The sequence below is a fragment of the Paenibacillus sp. FSL R5-0713 genome (assembly GCF_037973325.1).
GTDB lineage: Bacteria > Bacillota > Bacilli > Paenibacillales > Paenibacillaceae > Paenibacillus.
On record NZ_CP150229.1, the window covers coordinates 4,159,508 to 4,177,381 of the forward strand.

15 protein-coding genes are annotated in these 17,874 nt (G+C 46.0%); 5 read left to right on the forward strand and 10 right to left on the reverse strand.

Annotated elements, in window-relative coordinates; all coding sequences use genetic code 11:
• Positions 1-4: 4 nt before the first annotated feature.
• The 6 genes from MKZ12_RS18455 to MKZ12_RS18480 form a co-directional block, all read right to left on the reverse strand.
• Entirely contained in the window at positions 5-1,003 is a 999-nt protein-coding gene (locus tag MKZ12_RS18455; RefSeq protein ID WP_339256054.1) for a sensor histidine kinase, read from the reverse strand.
• Positions 1,000-1,713, reverse strand: coding sequence for a response regulator transcription factor (locus MKZ12_RS18460; protein WP_339256056.1), 714 nt, complete (start codon positions 1,711-1,713; stop codon positions 1,000-1,002). Before MKZ12_RS18460 ends, MKZ12_RS18455 begins: the two co-directional genes overlap by 4 nt.
• 83 nt (positions 1,714-1,796) lie before the next feature.
• On the reverse strand, positions 1,797-2,771 hold the full coding sequence (locus tag MKZ12_RS18465; protein WP_339261465.1) for a sugar kinase: 975 nt from the start codon (positions 2,769-2,771) through the stop codon (positions 1,797-1,799).
• Positions 2,772-2,842: 71 nt separating this feature from the next.
• Positions 2,843-3,886, reverse strand: coding sequence for an SPFH domain-containing protein (locus MKZ12_RS18470; RefSeq protein ID WP_339256057.1), 1,044 nt, complete (start codon positions 3,884-3,886; stop codon positions 2,843-2,845).
• Between the two features lie 199 nt (positions 3,887-4,085).
• A complete protein-coding gene (locus tag MKZ12_RS18475; RefSeq protein WP_339256059.1) occupies positions 4,086-8,462 on the reverse strand; it encodes a glycosyl hydrolase 53 family protein in 4,377 nt (1,458 codons plus the stop codon).
• A 255-nt stretch (positions 8,463-8,717) separates the two neighbouring features.
• Complete coding sequence (locus MKZ12_RS18480) at positions 8,718-9,434, reverse strand: YceI family protein (protein WP_339256060.1); 717 nt, start codon at positions 9,432-9,434, stop codon at positions 8,718-8,720.
• A gap of 188 nt (positions 9,435-9,622) precedes the next feature.
• Here MKZ12_RS18480 and MKZ12_RS18485 point away from each other — a divergent pair, with 188 nt between their 5' ends.
• Positions 9,623-10,309, forward strand: a complete 687-nt coding sequence (locus MKZ12_RS18485) for a response regulator transcription factor (RefSeq protein WP_339256062.1) — start codon at positions 9,623-9,625, stop codon at positions 10,307-10,309.
• Complete coding sequence (locus tag MKZ12_RS18490; protein WP_339256064.1) at positions 10,294-11,760, forward strand: HAMP domain-containing sensor histidine kinase; 1,467 nt, start codon at positions 10,294-10,296, stop codon at positions 11,758-11,760. The genes MKZ12_RS18485 and MKZ12_RS18490 overlap by 16 nt, the downstream gene beginning before the upstream one ends.
• A gap of 94 nt (positions 11,761-11,854) precedes the next feature.
• Here the strand turns inward: MKZ12_RS18490 and MKZ12_RS18495 are convergent, their stop codons facing one another.
• Positions 11,855-12,667 (reverse strand): ATP-binding protein, encoded by an 813-nt coding sequence (locus tag MKZ12_RS18495; RefSeq protein ID WP_339256066.1) that lies wholly within the window; start codon positions 12,665-12,667, stop codon positions 11,855-11,857.
• Between the two features lie 336 nt (positions 12,668-13,003).
• Between MKZ12_RS18495 and MKZ12_RS18500 the strand changes: the two genes are divergently transcribed.
• Together MKZ12_RS18500 and MKZ12_RS18505 are read left to right on the forward strand one after the other, a co-directional pair.
• Positions 13,004-13,156 (forward strand): DUF1540 domain-containing protein, encoded by a 153-nt coding sequence (locus MKZ12_RS18500; RefSeq protein ID WP_074095586.1) that lies wholly within the window; start codon positions 13,004-13,006, stop codon positions 13,154-13,156.
• 201 nt (positions 13,157-13,357) lie between these two features.
• Positions 13,358-14,815, forward strand: a complete 1,458-nt coding sequence (locus tag MKZ12_RS18505) for a 4-hydroxyphenylacetate 3-hydroxylase N-terminal domain-containing protein (RefSeq protein ID WP_339256067.1) — start codon at positions 13,358-13,360, stop codon at positions 14,813-14,815.
• Positions 14,816-14,833: 18 nt separating this feature from the next.
• Here MKZ12_RS18505 and MKZ12_RS18510 read toward each other — a convergent pair whose 3' ends face one another.
• The 3 genes from MKZ12_RS18510 to MKZ12_RS18520 are packed head-to-tail and all read right to left on the reverse strand — an operon-like array spanning position 14,834 to position 16,717.
• Positions 14,834-15,400 (reverse strand): nitroreductase family protein, encoded by a 567-nt coding sequence (locus tag MKZ12_RS18510; RefSeq protein ID WP_339256068.1) that lies wholly within the window; start codon positions 15,398-15,400, stop codon positions 14,834-14,836.
• A gap of 52 nt (positions 15,401-15,452) precedes the next feature.
• Entirely contained in the window at positions 15,453-16,259 is an 807-nt protein-coding gene (locus tag MKZ12_RS18515; protein ID WP_339256069.1) for a hypothetical protein, read from the reverse strand.
• A 5-nt stretch (positions 16,260-16,264) separates the two neighbouring features.
• Complete coding sequence (locus MKZ12_RS18520) at positions 16,265-16,717, reverse strand: flavodoxin (RefSeq protein ID WP_339235037.1); 453 nt, start codon at positions 16,715-16,717, stop codon at positions 16,265-16,267.
• A 292-nt stretch (positions 16,718-17,009) separates the two neighbouring features.
• Here MKZ12_RS18520 and MKZ12_RS18525 point away from each other — a divergent pair, with 292 nt between their 5' ends.
• Positions 17,010-17,873, forward strand: a complete 864-nt coding sequence (locus tag MKZ12_RS18525; RefSeq protein ID WP_017687801.1) for a class I SAM-dependent methyltransferase — start codon at positions 17,010-17,012, stop codon at positions 17,871-17,873.
• Position 17,874: the final 1 nt, after the last annotated feature.

The following is a 17,874-nucleotide window of genomic DNA, read 5'->3' on the forward strand; positions in this document are numbered from 1 at the left end:
CTCTTTACTGCGGAACTTTCGTATGAACCCAGCTGAATCTAACCAATGTTCCCTTATTCAGCTCTGAAAACAACTCTACCCGGTTATCCAGGCGTGCACTAATCTCACGAACCAGATATAATCCCATTCCCGTAGATTCATGGTATTGCCTGCCCCGTTCACCTGTAAAATAGGGATTGAACACACGATGAATATCCTCGGACGAGATGCCGATTCCCTCATCCTGAATATCCAGGATTGTACGCTCTTCCTGTTTATAGCCGGTAATGATCACTTTTTTGCCTGATTTGCTATCGGAATAGTTCACCGCATTGGTCAGGATCTGGGTGAACATGAACCGCAGCCACTTGGAATCACTATAGATCTTAAGATCTTCCTCCATGCGGATATCCGGCTTAATACCTCTGCGTATAAACAAACGTCGGTTCTCTGCAATGCTGCTCCGAAGTACCTCTTGCAGAGACAGCAGCTCCACACGAAAATCTCCTTCGAACTGTTCAAGCCGGGATGAATGTAAGACCATTTCAAGTCCTTTACGCATTTTATCCAGCTCATCCTGAATGCTGCCAGCCGTCTCATCTTCCACGTCTTCCAAGGTCAGTTGGATAATAGACAACGGTGTCTTCATCTGATGAACCCAGCGATTCATAAATACCACCTGCTGTTCCTTGCTAGTACGTAACTGACCCATCTCGTTCTGCCGATTACGCTCCAGTTCGTGTAACAATTCCTGGATAGCCTCAGCTACAACCGAATTTCCAAGGGTCTGAAAAGACTCGTTTACCCATTTACGTGGTTGTTGAAGTAGATGATAATACGCTCGTAGCTGGAAGTAACGTACGACCAGATATACCAGTAACACAACGGTACTAATCAGCATGCCATAGAGGATAATTTTCATCGGGCGATCTTCACCAGAGAGCCAATATACACACGGAACAAGCAGCATCTGCAGCACATAAAATCCAACTAACATCTGGTGGTCTTTCAGAAAAAGTTTCATTTCCCTTGTCCTTGTGCAGAAGCGCCCAGATCCAACACGCGATAACCTGCTCCGCGAACCGTCTCCAAAATCTCTTCTGCTCCCAGTTCCTTCAACTTCCGACGTACACGTGTAATATAGACATTCAACGTATTATCATCAATAAAATGCTGATCTTCCCACATCTGTTCTAGCAATTTTTCCCGGCTGACCACTCGACCTGCCTTCACCATCAGCGCTTGCACCAGTATCGCTTCCTTCTGAGTCAGTTCTGTAGAGCGTTCATCATATTCCAATACGAATCGCTCAGGATAGAGAATCATGGGACCGTTATTCACTTTCACTTCCTGCTGCACAGCAGCGTAAGAACCATAGGCTCTGCGCAGCTGACTGCGGACTTTGGCAAGCACAACTTCATATTGAAAAGGTTTTGTAATATAATCATCCGCTCCATGTTCCAATGCCATAATCTGATCCATGCCGCTATCCCGAGCGGATATGAATAGAATGGGACATATGGAATGTGTACGTATCTGTCTGCACCAATAGTAGCCATCATATTGAGGCAGGTTCACATCCATCAGCACAAGATCCGGTTCCATCTTCACGAACTCATCCAATACATGACGAAAATCGCCGGTGACCTGTACCTGGAATCCATTTCGGCTCAGATAAGCCGCCAGCAATCCTGCAAGCTTGGCATCATCTTCAACCAACAATATCGATTGCATCGTTAACCCTCTTCCCGTTTCCTGACGTCAATGTATCACACCTAGTTACCCATTTTAGTTGGAAACGGCTTGGAAATAAAGGGTCAGACTACGAGACGCCCCCTTCTCTCTGCCAAACCAATGATAGCCTCCACCCCTGAGTTGAACTCAAGAAAGTCCTGCTCCACCCCGTCGCTGAAAATAACTCCATCCTCCGGCATCTGGGATACAATGTGCAATGGTTGCTTCGAATGGATCTGTCCAAACACCAGGTTGGCCGCAGTCGTTCGGCTTGGAAAAGGTTCACGTACTGAGAAATACAAGTACGGCGCATCCCAGTTAAAATGATTCAGCTCCTGCCTGCTTCCATGAATGGATGAGGATGCTGCAGCAACCGCTTCTTCCGAATTCATGTGCTGCCATGCCGCCGATCCTACAATTCCGGTAGCCCCGGCCAGCACACTTTTGAACCAACCTGTCGATCCCATGCCTGTAGATACAATGATACCGCTAGAGGATTGTTGTTCTACGGATGTACCCAAACGCACTTCATAACGTGCCGATACATGTGTCTTCCGACCAATGAACAGATCGTTGACACCATATAGATACTGTCCATCATTGAGTTCCACTTTGGCGAGTGTGACTTCTTTCAACGTTCGTTGTTTTCGAATGACATCCGGGACAATGAAACTTAGATCCTCCACAGTAAAAGGTAATAACACCCCGTCCCATCGCATTGGGTCCGGGTTCACGCCAATGAGTGGCTGCTCGGTTACGTATTTGAGAGTATTGGCTACAAGTCCATCCTGTCCAACCACAACCACGATATCCTGCTCTCCAAAAATAAAGTTCGGCACATGTTCCCGATCAATGGTCTGTACACGGCCCAATTGCCCCAGTTGCTGCTGCGCCTGCTGCACAGATAACCGATAACGACGGTCTTCCTCCATATAATCACTGAAGTCGGCGCCCAGACGTTCAATATAAAACTGAGCTTGCTGCACCGTGTTATATCGAACCACCAACTCTTCCAGTCGGGTCCGACGCTTAACGAGAATGAGCTTGTGTTCGCTCATTCGATCGTCCGGCGCAGCCTGATGACGTACTGATTTCCCTGCTTGCTCTGTCTGCTCTCTTCTTCCTAATCTCATCGCCCTCTACCTCCCTGATCTCTGCCCGGCGCGGGAGACATCAACCCCTGCAACAGATCCGGCGAGATATTAAGCTGTCCAATCTTGCCTGCATTTTCAGCCAGTTCCTGGAATGCGAGTGCGATCAGCTTATCGGAATTCATGCCCATGTTTGCCATCGCTTGCAGTACACTCGGCTGTACATGTTGCAACGAATTCATCACGGCAGCGATCTCATACGCTTTGGCATCGGCTTCCGCATTGTGATTGGCAATGGTTAATTCAATTAACTGCTGCTTGCGTTCTTCCATCACTGTATTGAACTGAAGCTGTTCTTGCTCCATCTCGTTTTGTTTCTGTTTCACCGACCGTTCTGCATGCAATTGGGTCTCACGAATTTGCTGTTTCTTTGTCTCCACGGCAATTTCGGTGTTCAGTTCGTTCTCTTTCACTCGGCGTTCCTGTTCAATTGATGCATTGCGACGAACGTACAGCGCTTCATCAGCCTGACGCAAAATCTCTTCCCGCGCTTGTGCTTCCAATGCACGCATCGTCTCTTTATTGGGCAAAATGGCCAGGATGGATAGGCTCATCAGCTCAACGCCCAGTTTCTCCAACTCTTCACTCTGCACAACTTCGCGTTTCATGCTGCTTGCCAGCCGTTCACTGGATTGAATGGCCTCCTTCAACGGCATTTTCTCCAGATATTTCTTGGTTAGTACTTTCGCTGTGGTAATCACCCGTTGGTCCAGTTTGCCGGGGTCGTCGGAAATATACCGATTCTTGCGCAAATTGTACGTGTAATTCAGGCTCTGGGTTATTTTCAAATAATCTACAATGCGATAGCTCAGTTGTCCCTGCACTGTAACAGTCTGATAGTCCGCCGTAATCTCTTCGAACATGAATGGTACATCCACCGAGGACACGGGCAGCACCACTACCGATGTGGTCGGCTCATAATAATAGAAGGACAATCCCACGCCTTGACGTTGTACCTTACCATTTTTCACCTTCATGACATATTCACTGGGTTGAAACTTCGCAAATCGGAATCCAAACATGGCTCATTCCTCATTTCTTAATATTGTCGTTTTGATATTATTGAAATGATAACAAATGAATTTGATATTGTCAATACGACATTAACAAATGATTCATATGCCTATGTGGCGAAAAGCATTAAGTTCTAAACCTCTTCTTTTCCGCAAAACAAAGAGACCGAATCCGTTGATTCGATCTCCTTACCTGCTTTGTTATTTTCTAATACAGTCGTTCCATCAATCTGGCTACCGCAACAGCCCCTTGTGCACGGTTCGCCGTTTCTTTCGGAGCAAACGTGCCATCAGGCATGCCATTCAGCAGTCCAAGTTGCTGCATCAAGTCTACAGCCTCTTTGGCGTATGGCGCGATCTCGTCGTTGTCTGCAAACACCATATTTCCTTGTACAGAATGGGTCGCATGCTCACGCTGCACAACTTGAAGAGCTCTATTCAGCATAACGGCCATATCTTCTCGTGAAATGCGTTCGTTGGCCCCGAAGCTTCCATCCGCTCGGCCTTGAATAATGTTCATTTCAATGCCAAGTCGTACTGAATCCGCATACCACTGCTCTTCCTTCACATCCGTTGGGAGCGAAATGGATGCATCGGACTGGCGTGCATCACCAATGCCTTTAATAATCATTTGCAAAAATTGTGCTCTGGTCAGTTCACCTTGCGGGGCAAAACGAGTTGCGCTCATCCCCGTAATGATTCCCTTACCGTAGAGGTTCTGCACTTCTTGGAGAGCCCAATTATAATTTTGCAAATCATGTAGTGGCACGTCAACTTCTGCTATGACAAAACTGCCGGATTCCAGCGGTTTGAACGTCATCGTTTTTGTCTTGTCATCGTACTTGGAATACGTAACAGGTTTCATTTCTCCACTTGGAGATATGGAATGTACGATCATAACCACATCATTCAGCTTAGGCTGCTCTACACTTGATAGAGCAACTTCAATAGCTCTGTTTGTCCATGATATTGGCTTATTGTTCATTAATAAATTCACATCAACAACCGTATGATGACCGATTGCTGCTTTTTGAGATGTGGATAGTGCATCTGTTGATCCTTTTGCCACTACAATGTCGAACGTTCCCGCAGTCTCTGCAATGGTTAGCTGCAGTGATTTTAGAGGAACACGAACGGTAGTCTGTCCTACGACTACATCCAGAGATTTTACTTCCTCGGAACGAACCCATGCTGCCAATTGACTTGCAGCCAATTGGAATGTAACTGTGTTGGCTGTATTAGGAACATCTGCAATCAACTTCAATGTACGATTTCCTGCATCCGTGGACTGCAGTGCCTGAGTTAATTGGGATGCATCCGGACGAATCGAATACTTGTCATCCCCGGTTGCTTTTCCTTTTATTGTTATTGAACCCTTCTCTGGTGCAGTGCCCGATCCAACGGGTGGGGTTACAACCGGATTACCCGTCGAAGGAGCTGTGCCCGGGTTGGAAGGTTGTGAAGGTACACTTGGTTGGGATGGCTGACCAGGGCCAGGTGTGCTATCTTGACGCACAAGCTTACTCACAGCATCTTGTAACGACCGATCCGCATTGCTTACATCTTGCGTTGAAGATTCAACATCCAGCATGAACGCCTTCGCTTCAGAAAGCGCCTTACTGAATACATTCCAGCTTGAAGTCGTGTAATCCGTTTGTTTTAATTTCTCAGCGTTATCTACAGTAACTTGCAGTGCAGATTTGTCCGCCGGGAACGTACCGTAGGCTTCAAATTCCATGAATCCTACCCATGTAGGACCTGCTGTAATCGTTACGCGAATATAACGTCCCTCCGTGCCTTCTGGAAGAACATGGCTAGGTGCGGTCGATACAACCACATCATTTGTGGTGTCCACTACTTTCACAAAATTTTGGTTATCATTGGACACTTCAATCTTGTATTTGATGCCGCCACTCCACATCGACATCTCGATCTTGCGAAGGTTAGCAACCTGTCCCAAATCCACTTGCCACCAGCGATCAATACTATTATCTGTTCCCCATGAAGTGTTTGGATTGTTGTCAATCGCACCTTCAGGTGAGTTGGCTTGATTGCCTCCAGTTCCTGCACTGCTTGAAGCCGTTGCCGTTTTACCCGTTGTGAGAGCCTCCAGAGAGACCAGATTAGTAAAGGCCTGTTTCAACGTACTCAGTGCTGAATTCACTTCAGACTGGACAACAGCTTGATTATCTCGGACCTGAATCGCTGCCTGCAAAGATTGTTGCAATACAGACCAGCTCCGGCGTGTATAGGAAGATTCGTTCTGCTGCTGCATTTGTTGAATGTACTGGTGCAGTTGTGTTTTGTCCACATTGGATAGACCTTGAATCGCATCATCTAAACGTTTAACCGCTGTATTCGCATCCGTCTGTGTTGCTCTTGGATCATCCAAGACCTGCTCAGCGCCTTCCAGCGCTTTGGTCAACACCGCCCAAGTGGCCGCAGACCAATCAGCCTGCTGATACGTACGCCCTTCTGCTAATTTGGCTCGAAGCTCGTCAAGCTGCGGAGGGATAACCTGCATTTGCTGCATCACATGTTCTAATGCCGTTGTCGCTGCATCTGTATCTGCTTGAGTCACGCCACCCGGCGTGTATGCCTGTTGGTATATTGCATTCGCTGAGGAGATTGCCGGAGCCAGAGTACCCCAGCTTTCAGGAATAAAATCAGTCTCGACTAATGATTCGGCTCGTGCAAGCGCCGCAGCCAGTTGTTGGCGGTCTGCCGGCAGAAGATTTAATCCGCGTTTGTACACATCAAGGGACCATAATGCTCTGCCTTCATACGAATGGCCGCCGTTAGCCGGAAATTCATCGTAGTCAAACATCGCTTGGTTCTCCCATGCATTGCCTTCAGATGCAATCCAGCCTACACCGGCCGGAATCCACGCTGGCTCCCAGTAGAAGAAACCTGCGCCATGGTTATTCGGCACATTTGCAATCATGTCCATAATGCCGGCGATGGCATCATATTGACCTTGAACGGTTGCGGGGAAGTCTGCTCCCCCTACATGAAGCGCTTCGTCCGACCCGATAATGTTCCAATGAGCGTCCCCGTTTTTGTAGGAAAACGGATAGGATGTCTCGGCAATAATCACGTCTTTTTGGAACTTGTTAGACACTTCATTCATGGTCTTCTGCACATCGGCAAATGTCCCATGCCAGAATGGATAATAGGAAAGTCCGATGATATCGTACTTGAGTTCGCGTTTCTCAAGCTCGCTGAAATACCAGTCGAACATATCCGCCTTGCCGCCTTCAGCCAGATGGATCATGATCTTCACCTTATCCGCGTTATTGGTGATCTCTCCTTCTACTGCACGTACAGCATCAATTCCACTTTTCAGCAATGCAACATTTTTCTCGAAATCGACGTCACTGCTCAAGCCGTTCAGAACACCACTGTTGATCTCATTACCGATCTGCACCATATCTGGCATGGCGCCCTTTGCTTTCATCTCTCCCACAACTTCAACCGTATAATTGTATACGGCTTGCTTCAACTCTTCGTGGGAAAGACCTTCCCAAGCTTTGGGACGAAGCTGCTGACCCGGGTGCGCCCACTCATCCGAATAGTGGAAGTCCAACAGGATTTTCATACCTTTTTCCTTCACCCGCGTAGCCAAACGAATGACATCTTCCTTATCGTTGTAGCCCCCTGATTTCTGTGGATCATTCCACAGACGAAGACGCACGTAATTAACACCGCGATCCTTGAGAATATCGAGCAAATCACGCTCTGTTCCGTTGCTGTCCACGTATTTTCCGCCTTTGTCCTCAATGGCAGTCAATGTGGAAATATCGACACCTCTAACATAGTCTTCACGATATCCCTCAACAATTACAGTGGCCTCCGGTTGAACAGGAGCTCCATATACTTCACCCGTTACGGTAAAGCTGCCCGCATGTGCGTACTCTGAAGGGCTGATACTATTCCATTCCACTGGAACAGAACCCGACTTTTCGATCAGATACTGCGCTGTCACTTTTGTCGGTAGAACGGGAGCAACCCCAGCCACTGTTTTGACCTGTATAGCATCATAGGCCGTAATGGTTGACGGATCAATTTCTTCCTCTTCGCCCCAGACTTTAATCTCGGATATCCCTGGCCACCAATTTGGTCCCGCATAGTACGGAATCGTGACCTTCACATACTGAACCGATGTATTGGTCTGGAATTCCTCACTGGCAACAGTCTGTTTTGTTTCGTTAGTCGTTTTGTCTACTAAAGTTGACCAGTTACTTCCGTCAGTTGATACTTCAATCAAATATTTTATAACTTGGTCTTTGTCCTTCCAAGTCAACTCCGCTCCGGAAAGCTCATATGGCGAACCTAGGTCTATGGTCAACCAATGAGGATTGCTTTCAGAAGATGGTGAGCTCGCACTCCAGTGAGTACTCCCATTGCCATCCACCGCCTTTTCTTTTTGCCCCCCATTCAATAGATCTTCCTCACTTACCGTAACTGCCTTGTTAAGTGCCACGTTCACTTTCGCTTCTTCCGCAGCCGCTGGACGAACCATCAGTCCCAGATCACAGAACAGCATCAGTAAGACCAGACAACCACTTATGTACCTTTTGTTCACTCTTGATCTCCCCCTTTTTGTGTTTGATTGTGCATGGATCAATGAATGTGATGAATCCTTCTCATTGTAAGCGCTTAATAGCGGTGGATAACACGGCATTTTCCAAAGGAAACAGCAGTTATTTTAACAATATGATCCTGTAAAAGTTACATTTGAGCTATAAGAATCACACTTTTTGTAAGAAACAAAAAAATCTGTCCGTGCACCGGAATGCGGATGCAGAACAGATTTTTAGGTATATGATCGTTGCTATACTTATTTGGAGAGTTTTAATTCAAGCTGTACCTGAATATCATTTTCTGTCGAAAGCACAACCGAGTGCGGATTTTCCATTCCGAAATCTTCGAAGGTTACCATCGATGTCGCTGACAACAAAACTTCGTTATTCTCATAAGCCGCTTTTGCATCAAAAGTGACTTCTTTTTCAATACCTCTAACAGTTAAAGTACCCGTCATCTTGATATCAACCGTTTGACCGACAGGCCATTCTGCAGGTACCCCTTCAAATGAAGTCGCTGTAAATGTAGCTTGCGGATATGTAGCAACGTCGAAGAAATCAGCTTGCTTCACGTGACCATCACGCTGTCCATTCCCGGAGTCAATTCCATCCATCTCGATCTGTCCTTCAGCTTTCATCTGAGCAGCATCGTCTACATTAATAGTCCAATTGCCTGTTACCTGCTCGTCCACAAAGTTAACGGTCTCCTGCGAAGTAGTTACAGAGAAGTATACTTTGGAACCTTCACTAATGCTCCAGTCTCCGTTCAATTGCTCTGCTCCCGCAGTTTCATTGGCTACAGCCGTTCCTGTGCTGTCTACCGTAGTTGTGGAAGTCGCTGTGCTCGCAGGAATCACCTGCTCAATCTCCACGTTGTTCCCCAAATAGCTATTGCTGAGATAGTATCCACCGCCACCGATTACGACAACAGTCGCTACACCTGTTATGAGCCATGCCTTTGCTTTCTTGTTCATCTCTATTTCCTCCAGTACATCATTGTTTAAGTTGGTTGTTGAATGGATCATATCAATTGAATGTGTCAGGAAGAAGTCAAGAAAAGACACAGCCCATATTTTTTCGAATCCGTAATACAGGATTGGCTTTACGCTCTGGCTCATGTAAAATCAGTACAAGTTTATGAAATGAAAGGAGAACGCTTTTCTTGAAATCCATACTTATCGTCGAGGATGAACAAGCTATTGCACGAGTACTGGCTGCTTATCTGAGAAAAGCAGAATTCGAAGTTCATCATGCAGCAGATGGACCGACTGCACTTAGCCTTTTTGATACCGTAACGCCTTCCCTTGTATTACTTGATGTGATGCTGCCAGGAATGGATGGATGGGATCTGCTGCGGATTATTCGTGAAAAAAGTGCTTGTCCCGTGATCATGCTAACCGCACTGGATGACATTTCAGACCGTCTTAATGGATTGAATGCCGGTGCTGACGATTATATGAGCAAACCTTTTGTACCGGAAGAAGTGGTCGCCAGAGTGAATGCGGTGTTGCGCCGTAATCCACATTGGACCTCAGGCGGCGAAGAGAAACGTTCCTTTGGAAATCTCGTCATTGATCTTGCTGCCAAGCAGGTGCTGCTGAACGGTGCAGAAGTTGCACTCACACCTCGTGACCTCTCATTACTGTTCTTCCTGTCTGATTATCCGAATCGTACGTTTACCAGGGATCACCTTATTGAACAGGTATGGGGGATGGACTATGATGGCAGTGACCGTGCTGTGGATCTATCGATTAAAAGACTGCGTCAAGCCCTCTCCCACTGGTTGCCAGAGACAGGAGAAATTCGGACGTTGCGAGGAATGGGGTATCAATTTTGGATAGCCAACTGAAACAGAAGAAACCGAAACGAACGATATCCATTCTGTCACACTGGACACTGCGATATTTTCTGATTTTATGTATTGGTTTCACAATTATTGTGGCTGGGGCACTCTACTGGATTCGAACAACTTCCATTGAGAAAAGCCTCAAAACTGCAGAACTGCTGGGTCTAGAGATCGCAGATCATGTGACCAGTGAAAATAATATGCTACGGGTTCCACCCGATCTGGACAGACTGGTAACCAAGCGAGAGAAACTATTTAATACAGATCATTATTTTTGTGTGATGATCTTGGACAACAACAATCAATTGATTTTTTCCCAGCCTAAAATGGAGCAAAAAGATGTACAATATCGACTATCAGACGACTATCTTGAACCGCGAAACAACAAATATGCAGGTGTAACGGTCAACATATCCGAGGGCGATCAAACCTTGGGTAAAGTGTGGGTCATGCAGTCCAAACAATCCATTACATTTGGTCCAGAGACCATATGGCTCGTGGCTCTAATCCTCGGAGGACTAATCCTCTGCGGATGGTTCACAATCTATCTCCTGTCCAATAAGTTATCCAGACCTATTCGTCAGGTAGCCTATGCAGCTGAACAGATTCGAGGTGGCAATTATGATGTGAGTCTTGACTTGAATACACGAGAGCGTGAGATCAATGAACTTGTTAATTCATTCCGCGATATGGCCTCTCGTCTCCAACAACTTGAAGAATGGCGCACACTTTCGCTGGCAGGGGTAAGTCATGAACTCAAGACACCGGTAACTTCCATCAAGGGGCTCGTAATGGCAGTACGTGATGATGTTGTGAGTCCACAGGAAGGAAAAGAATTTTTGGATATCGCTTTGAAGGAATCCGAACGTATGGAGCGTATGGTCGCTGATCTGCTTGATTATAATGCCATGGCTGCAGGAAGTGTTGCCGTTCGCAAGGAACGGACAGATCTGAAGCTGTTGGTCGGCGAGATTATCTATCAGTGGAAGATTGCATATGAGGATAAAATGCCAGAGGTTCAGTTGCATGCCCCTCCAGCCAACTTCTATACCATGGGGGATGCTCTCCGCATTCAGCAGATTATTGTCAATTTACTCAACAACGCACTTCATGCTACAGCTCCTGAACAAAAGGCTGTCTTTGATATTTATCTACGTGCAGAAGAACGGATGCTGCATGTTGATGTGAAGGACAACGGGACTGGCATCGCGGCCGAGGATCAACCTAAGATCTTCGAACGCTTCTATCGTGGAGAACTCAAAAAACGTCGTAACCGCGGCCTGGGTCTTGGATTAACCTATAGCCGGCTACTGGCTCGGGAACAAGGCGGTGAGCTGACACTTGTCTCCAGTAGTCCTGAAGGCAGCATGTTCAGATTAAGCCTGCCACGTTGGACTGCAACACAAGAAGCCATGAATACAGAAAAAGCATACAGAGCAGCCGTTAAAGCGTAACGCACGTTAATATGATAAATAGCCCAGCACTCCACTATTGGAGACTGGGCTATGTGTCATTGTTCCTTATTATTTTTATTCCAAATGGTAGTCGTCAACACTCTAATACACGTGGCCTATATTCATCGTACGCATCCGAGATCAGTTGCTTCTGAAGTGTACTACTGGCAATGATCGCTTTCCTTTTTGCTTTCAACACGATTTGCTCTATATCCGCATAACTGCACCCTGCCAGGCGTTCACATATGTAATCTTCCAGCCGGGTCTCTTGTTCAAATGTCCCAACCAACTTGCTGATATACAATCTGCGACTTGAATCATCAGGCATACCATAGGTCATCTTCGTATCAAAACGCCGCCATATGGCATGATCCAGTTGGGTTTCCAGATTCGTTGCAGCCACCAGAATACTGTCCCCATCGAATTCGTCCAGACACTGCAACAACGTATTGACGACACGAGCCATCTCTTTTACTTCATCATTACTCTCACGCGTGCGACCTATGGCATCAAATTCATCTAGAAATAACACACAGGGATTCAATCGCGCATATTCGAATAACTTGCGAACATTACTGCCCGTCTCCCCAAGATGGCTATGAATAATTGCATCTAATCTCACGAGTACCAGTGGCAAATCAAGCCGCTCTGCCAGATGTGATGCCGTTAATGTTTTTCCTGTACCAGGTGGCCCGAACATGACCATTTTATTGGGGATGGACACATCATGCTCTCTGAATTTCTCTTTCATGCCCAGAATGGTGATGAATTCATTAATGATACGCTCATTTTCAGCGGAAAATACAATATGCTGGGCTTTGCGCCTACACTCTTTGGGTGTGTAAAAAGCAGCCATATCGATCCCTTTTGCTCGGGGAATCCGGTTCATATGGTTCATTTTGCTCATGTAACAAATGCTCCTTCACTTATAGTTTAAGTCCGTGATTCAAGTTATATAGAATCCAATAAATTTTAATCGTAATTATTACTATCAAATAATAACATACTAATGCCTTTTTGCAAATCTAACCAAAGCACGTCCACTATTCTGCCACAGAAGGTAGTCATTGGTTGCAAGCTTCAATAAAATTTGCTATTCTAAATATGCATCGTTGTGTATAACGCAAAAAAGCCCTCCAAATTTCGCGAGAGCAATAATTTTCCATATTCGCAAGCGGCAACTTGCTACATCTGGATTCTTTATACCAACGAATGTAATCCAATTAAAGTGAGGTTAACAATCATGGCAAAAGACGTATTGTGTGAAGTTAATTCCTGTCGTCACTGGGCTCAAGAGAACAAATGTAATGCTTCTTCAATCTACATCGTAAGCCACAGTTCCAAAGAAGCAAGTCAGTCTGCTGAAACAGACTGTAAGACTTTTGAAGTAAAATAAGTAATCTCGTGTAATTCCCTAAAGGAGCCCTTACCGGTTCCTTTTTTCTTTGTCTATTTTAACAAGAATGATAATTATTATCAAGCCCTAATCTGTAAAAATCCTTCTCACCTCTTAAATGCACATTGGACAGATCACCTACGTACACTACGTAAGAAGTCAATCTGCCCATGAACGATTAGAACCAAGAGGTGAATAACAATGCCTGTTAAAAGTGGCACACAGTATCGTGAACGAATTGATGCACAATCCGTCCCTTGCTGGTACAAAGGTAACCTTATTACTGGAAAACGCTCTGAACATGTAGCATTTGCTGGTTTAATGGAGACTCAGATGTACATGTATGATCTGCAATCTGACCCTAAATTTACGGAAATGATGACGTATGCCTCTCCGGCCGATGGAAAACCTGTGGGCATATCCTTCCTTCCCCCAACCAGTGCCGACGACCTCCGCAAACGACGGGAAGGGATGAATATCTGGGCAAATGTCCATCATGGCTTTCTTGGACGCTCACCCGATTACATGAATACAGCCATCATGTCCTTTTACACAGGTGCCGATCTTCTGAACGAATTGTCTCCCCAATATGCAGAAAATCTCAAGAATTATTATGCCTACTGCCGTGATCATGATATTACGCTATCTCATGCCTTCATTCAGCCTTATGCCAGCAAAATGTCAGGGCAATTGGATGCCACTGAGGATGCTATTGCCGCAAAAGTCGTAGATCGTACCGAAGAAGGTCTCATTATTAGCGGAGCATTTATGATGGCTACACAAGCGGCCACTTCGGATGAGATTTTTGTCTATCCGTCACCTTCTCCTGCCCCATTTGATGACGAAAATCCATTTGCTTTCTCTTTTGCTGTCCCCAATGATCTTCCAGGAATCAGTCTGGTATGCAGGGATACCTATGCAGCCGAATCTCACACCAACTATCCACTGAGTTCCAGATATGAAGAAATGGACAATATCGTTATCTTTGACCGGGTACTCGTTCCACATGAACGAATATTTTTTGCAGGAAGTGAGGAGATGTCCTCACGTCTCTTCAGTGGTAGTAACTTTCATATTCACGCAGGTCATCAGGTATTGTGTCGTTATATTGCCAAGACGGAATTTGTCCTCGGTACAATTCAGCTTCTCACGGATACTCTCGATCTGAATACGGAAGCACATGTTATTGAGAAAACTGCACGTCTGTTCGCAGGTCTTGAATCATTAAAAGCATTGGCTTTGGCTGCGGAGGCAGGTGCGATACCAGATGGAAGAGGATTTGTATTACCTGCACCCAAACCATTGATGGCAGCCAATCTTCTTTTCCCGAAACTTTATCCTGAGATGATTGAAACTCTGCAACTTTTGGGTTCGAGTGGGGTAATTATGATCCCTCAGGAAGAAGAGTTTCAATCCGATATCGCCCCTTCATTGAATATCTATCTGAAAGGGAACGATATGGCTTCTTATGAACGCAACGCTCTGTTCCGTCTGATCTGGGAACTTGGGGCTGGATCATTCGGAGGCAGACAGACTCAATTCGAACGATTCTTTTTTGGCAATGTCCTTACCGTATCCAATCGATTATACTCCGTATATAACAAAGATCAGACAAATCGTAAGCTCGTTCGTGATTTTCTAACCAATACCAGCAAATAAGAGAACCAAAGATTCATTTTATACCAGATGGTCATAGACCGTCATCAGTTCAGAGGCCGGTCTGCTTGCATCGACATCCCGCAATCCAGGCTGGTCTCCGTAACCGATATGGAATACACCTAACACCTTCTCTGCACTTGTCAAACCCATCAGATTCATAAATACAGGATGTTGCTGATAATCATTGATCTTCCAGACAGCATTCAACCCCTGTTCCGCAGCCAGAATACTGAAACGTTTGCTCCAGGCTTTGGCCGGCAGAAGATTATCCTCACGGGCATTCACAGGCGCTACCACAACCAGATGGGTAGGGATCGCTTCCGTGTACTGATATGTAGCCCAATCGCCGTAACGATCAGCCAGATGGGGTGGATAGCTCTGTCTGACCGCTTCCAAATATAGCTGTCGCCCTTCGCCTGCAAACAACATAAACCTCCAAGGTTCTGAACTCATCACATATAATGAAGGATCTGCTTCATCAAGCAACTTTCGTATAACCGACTGGGGTACTGGCAACGGACTGAATTCACAAGTTCCTGCACGTCTTTTGCCGCTGCTTATATCTTGACTTAGACCGGTAGACATGGCTACTTTCCCTCCTCTATCTGCATGATATATCTTTATCCTTCAACCGCCTTCACATCAACCATGTTTTCTTCGGTTCAACGGCTTCCGTTCTCCAGCGATCCACCTCTTCGTGTATGCGCACTTTATCACGCGTTGTAAACTGTTCTGACTCCACCACTTCTGCTTGCGGCATGCTATCACGTATCAAGTGAATGTAGTCCATGGAACGAATCAGAGACTGGCGTCCAGGGATGTACCTAATTTTGCGTCCTTCCAACAAGCAGTATATCTCGATCATCCCCGGTAATTTTCCGAAAGCTTCCCAGCAGAATGCACTGACCATATGCTGAAACGCCTCAACTACGTTCGGATCATGGACAACCATATATTTCTGAATAAGCAGCGAATCCCATCCTTCTGGTTGCCAGGCCGCCTGAAATATCATCGACAAATGCATGGATAATGAAGGTAACTCCGTTCTCCACTGTTCAAATAGAATGGCTGGATGCTTCAGATCATCGTTCATTGCAATGGCGAGTGACAATTCATCCGTGATCTTGCTCTTCACATCCCAGTAATGGAGTACCGATTCGAAACCATCTGTCTTTCTGGGCCACCACTTCTCAAGTAAATACTGTACGGGTACTTCTTTGCGAACATCGGGGTCCAGGCTATAAAAGGCATTAACCGCATGGCTCACCGCATATTGTACACGGTGCCTCCATTGCAGTGGAGGACGCTGCTCAGACACGGGTTCAGGGCGGATGAACCGGTCTGGGCTGCGCAGCATTTCTTCCAATCTGTAATCTTCAAGCAAGCGGACAGGAAGGTCATTCCTTCCGACCGGCATCGCCGCCTGAATATTATGTCTTAACATGATCTTTAGGACACCTGTAATCCGGCAGCAGCAAAGCGTTTGCCAAAGTCACGGCATGAATCCTTCTCCTGCTCAAGCGGACTGTATTCTATTTTTAACATCTCTGGAGAAACCTCCGCCCCACGCTCTTGCAGCTTGGCAGCAGCGAGATCAACTGCACCACAGAACTGCTCATACGAGGTATCACCACTTCCGAACACCGCGGCTCTCTTCCCGCTCAAGTCAAGCTCATCCAGCTCTTCATAGAAATCCAGGAATTCATCTGGCAACTCCCCGTCTCCCCAAGTGTAGACGCCAATCATGAATCCGTCATAGTCCAATACATCGGATGCATTACAATCCGTTACGGATTTCAGATCTGCCTCGTGTCCTCCCTGTGTAATTCCTTCCACAATCAGTTCTGCAATTTCTTCTGTATTTCCCGTCATGCTCGCATAAGCCACTAACAATTTAGCCATCTATTTTTCCCTCACTTTAATTGGATCATGTTAATATTCTCTCCGAAGAAAGAATGAATTTGAATTAACAAAATCATATGTGATAATGATTATCATTGTCAAATTAAATTTTGATTATCTCTGTTTTTCAATATATGGCGCACAGTGGATTTCAACACAGCTAAACATCCTTCACCCTTTTAAGGTCCGATGTCATACCTTCCTCCAATGATACCGTCCCCCAACTGGCGTACAAGCCCTTTTTTGTTGTACAATAGTATCCAAATGACTTTTGAAGGATGGATAAATCATTATGTACGTAGCTAAGAATTGGAAGGACTATGAAGTAATCGATACAGGAGGCGGCGAGAAACTGGAGCGTTGGGGAGATGTGATTTTACGCAGACCCGATCCACAGATTATTTGGCCCCTTGAGCAAGAAACCAATGAATGGCGTCAAGTGCATGGTCACTATCATCGCAGCTCTTCCGGTGGCGGTAACTGGGATATGAAAAAGCCCATTCCCGAGCGCTGGACGATCGGATACGAAAACCTGAAATTCCACATTAAACCTACCAGCTTCAAGCATACTGGCCTGTTCCCTGAACAAGCTGCCAACTGGAGCTGGATGATGGATAAAATCTCCAATGCAGGACGCCCTATTTCTGTCTTGAACCTGTTTGCCTATACAGGCGGTGCAACGGTAGCCGCAGCTTACGCAGGCGCTTCTGTCGTGCATGTGGATGCAGCTAAAGGCATGGTTCAATGGGCCAAGGAAAATGTTCAATTATCCGGACTGGCTGATCGCCCTGTTCGTTTTATTACAGATGATGTATTCAAATTCGTACAACGGGAGCAACGGCGTGGAAATCGTTATGACGCCATTATCATGGACCCTCCTTCTTATGGCCGTGGTCCGAATGGAGAGACATGGAAACTGGAAGAGAACCTTTATCCATTCTTGAAATCATGTATGACAATCCTGTCGGATAATCCATTGTTCATGCTGGTTAACTCCTACACCACGGGTATCTCCTCCACGGTTCTGCGTAACATGTTAACCATGACAATGTCTGCTCAGTACGGTGGTGACATTACTGCAGGTGAAATCGGGCTGCCGATCACACGCAGTGGTCTTGATCTGCCTTGTGGTATTCTGGGCCGTTGGGAGTCCTAAT

Coding starts and splice junctions, on each gene's coding strand:
- MKZ12_RS18455 (WP_339256054.1), bottom strand. CDS start 1,003: ATGAAACTTTTTCTGAAAGACCACCAGATGTTAGTTGGATTTTATGTG.
- MKZ12_RS18460 (WP_339256056.1), bottom strand. CDS start 1,713: ATGCAATCGATATTGTTGGTTGAAGATGATGCCAAGCTTGCAGGATTG.
- MKZ12_RS18465 (WP_339261465.1), bottom strand. CDS start 2,771: ATGAGCGAACACAAGCTCATTCTCGTTAAGCGTCGGACCCGACTGGAA.
- MKZ12_RS18470 (WP_339256057.1), bottom strand. CDS start 3,886: ATGTTTGGATTCCGATTTGCGAAGTTTCAACCCAGTGAATATGTCATG.
- MKZ12_RS18480 (WP_339256060.1), bottom strand. CDS start 9,434: ATGAACAAGAAAGCAAAGGCATGGCTCATAACAGGTGTAGCGACTGTT.
- MKZ12_RS18495 (WP_339256066.1), bottom strand. CDS start 12,667: ATGAGCAAAATGAACCATATGAACCGGATTCCCCGAGCAAAAGGGATC.
- MKZ12_RS18500 (WP_074095586.1), top strand. CDS start 13,004: ATGGCAAAAGACGTATTGTGTGAAGTTAATTCCTGTCGTCACTGGGCT.
- MKZ12_RS18505 (WP_339256067.1), top strand. CDS start 13,358: ATGCCTGTTAAAAGTGGCACACAGTATCGTGAACGAATTGATGCACAA.
- MKZ12_RS18510 (WP_339256068.1), bottom strand. CDS start 15,400: ATGTCTACCGGTCTAAGTCAAGATATAAGCAGCGGCAAAAGACGTGCA.
- MKZ12_RS18515 (WP_339256069.1), bottom strand. CDS start 16,259: ATGTTAAGACATAATATTCAGGCGGCGATGCCGGTCGGAAGGAATGAC.
- MKZ12_RS18520 (WP_339235037.1), bottom strand. CDS start 16,717: ATGGCTAAATTGTTAGTGGCTTATGCGAGCATGACGGGAAATACAGAA.
- MKZ12_RS18525 (WP_017687801.1), top strand. CDS start 17,010: ATGTACGTAGCTAAGAATTGGAAGGACTATGAAGTAATCGATACAGGA.